We start from the raw sequence: 1,542 nt of genomic DNA, 5'->3' as shown, positions 1-1,542 counted from the left end.
TGCGCCGACTTCCATTGATCGACGTCGCCGCGCCCGGTGTAGATGACCCCCTTGCGGTCGCACATGATGACCTGGTCGCCGCGCACGCCCATGCATTTGATCAGCTCGGTGCAGGCGATCGCGGCGGCGCCGGCACCGTTCACGACCACCTTGATGCCGGCGAGGCTGCGGCCGGTCAGGAAGCAGGCGTTGATCAGCCCGGCGGCGGTGATGATCGCCGTGCCGTGCTGGTCGTCGTGGAACACCGGGATGTTCATGCGCTCCTTGAGCGCCGCCTCGATGACGAAGCAGTCGGGGGCGGCGATGTCCTCGAGGTTGATGCCGCCAAAGCTCGGGGCGAGCAGTTCGACGCATTCGATGAAGCGCTGGCAGTCCTCGGTGTCGACCTCGATGTCGATCGAATCGACGTCGGCGAAGCGCTTGAACAGCACCGCCTTGCCTTCCATCACCGGCTTGGCGGCGAGCGCGCCCAGATTGCCCATGCCGAGGATCGCCGTGCCGTTGGAAATGACCGCGACGAGATTGCCCTTGGCGGTCAGCTCGTAAGCGCGGCCGGGATCGTCGGCGATCGCCTGGACGGGGACCGCGACGCCGGGGGAGTAAGCCAGGCTGAGGTCGCGCTGCGTGGCCATCGGCTTGGAGGCGATGATCTCGATTTTTCCGGGCCGGCCGCGGGCGTGGAAATCGATCGCCTCGGCCTCGGAGAATTTGACGTTGCTTTCGGACATGGCGAGGCGTGTAGCCGCTTCGACCCTCGATCGTCACCCCCGCGGCGGCGGGGGTCCAGCTTGGAAAAAAGAATCTGGGTTCCCGCTGTCGCGGGACTGACGAAGGCGGCTAGAGTCCTGCCATGGCCAGAGCCGACGCCCAAACCCCGATGATGGCGCAATATCACCGGCTCAAGCACGAGGCCGGCGATGCGCTGCTCTTCTATCGCATGGGCGACTTTTTCGAATTGTTCTTCGACGATGCCAAGGTCGCCGCCGCCTGCCTCGACATCGCGCTGACCAAGCGCGGCGCTGACCTTGGCGAGCCGATCCCGATGTGCGGGGTGCCGGTCCACGCCGCCGAATCCTATCTCGCGCGGCTGATCAAGGGCGGCAATCGCGTGGCAATCGCCGAACAGACCGAGAGCCCGGCGGAAGCGCGCAAGGCACGCGGCTCGAAAGCGCTCGTCGACCGCGCCATCGTTCGCCTGGTCACGCCGGGCACGCTCACCGAGGAAGCCCTGCTCGATTCCGCAGCGGCCAATTGGCTGGTCGCGGTCGGGCGCGCGGGCGAGGATTATGCGCTTGCCGCCGCCGACATTTCGACCGGCCGTTTCGAGCTGGTCGCGCTTGGCCATGGCGAGCTTGCGGCGGAACTGGCGCGCTACGCCGCCGCCGAAATCATTGCCGACGAGCGGGTGCCCAGCATTGCGACGACCGCTGGCAAAGGCGGATTCGACAGCATCGTCGGCGAGCGCGCGATTCTCCAGCGGTTCGGACTTGCAACGCTCGACGGGATCGGCGCGCCGGGCCGGGCGGAGCTGGCCGCGGCGGG

Annotated in this window: 1 protein-coding gene and 1 pseudogene; one reads left to right on the top strand and one right to left on the bottom strand. The window is 67.3% G+C overall.

What is annotated here, in order from left to right; all coding sequences use genetic code 11:
* Window positions 1–728, bottom strand: a 728-nt coding sequence (locus RMP08_RS00835; RefSeq protein ID WP_310467046.1) for a malic enzyme-like NAD(P)-binding protein, incomplete at its 3' end; no start/stop codon positions are given.
* A 149-nt stretch (window positions 729–877) separates the two neighbouring features.
* Here RMP08_RS00835 and RMP08_RS00830 point away from each other — a divergent pair.
* Window positions 878–1,542, top strand: a pseudogene (locus RMP08_RS00830) (DNA mismatch repair protein MutS); the annotation flags it as partial.

Origin of the sequence: Sphingomonas sp. (genome assembly GCF_031426035.1) — a bacterium.
Taxonomy (GTDB): Bacteria; Pseudomonadota; Alphaproteobacteria; order Sphingomonadales; family Sphingomonadaceae; genus Sphingomicrobium.
Note: the sequence above shows the minus strand (reverse complement) of the source record. Positions and strands in the feature narration are given on the sequence as shown.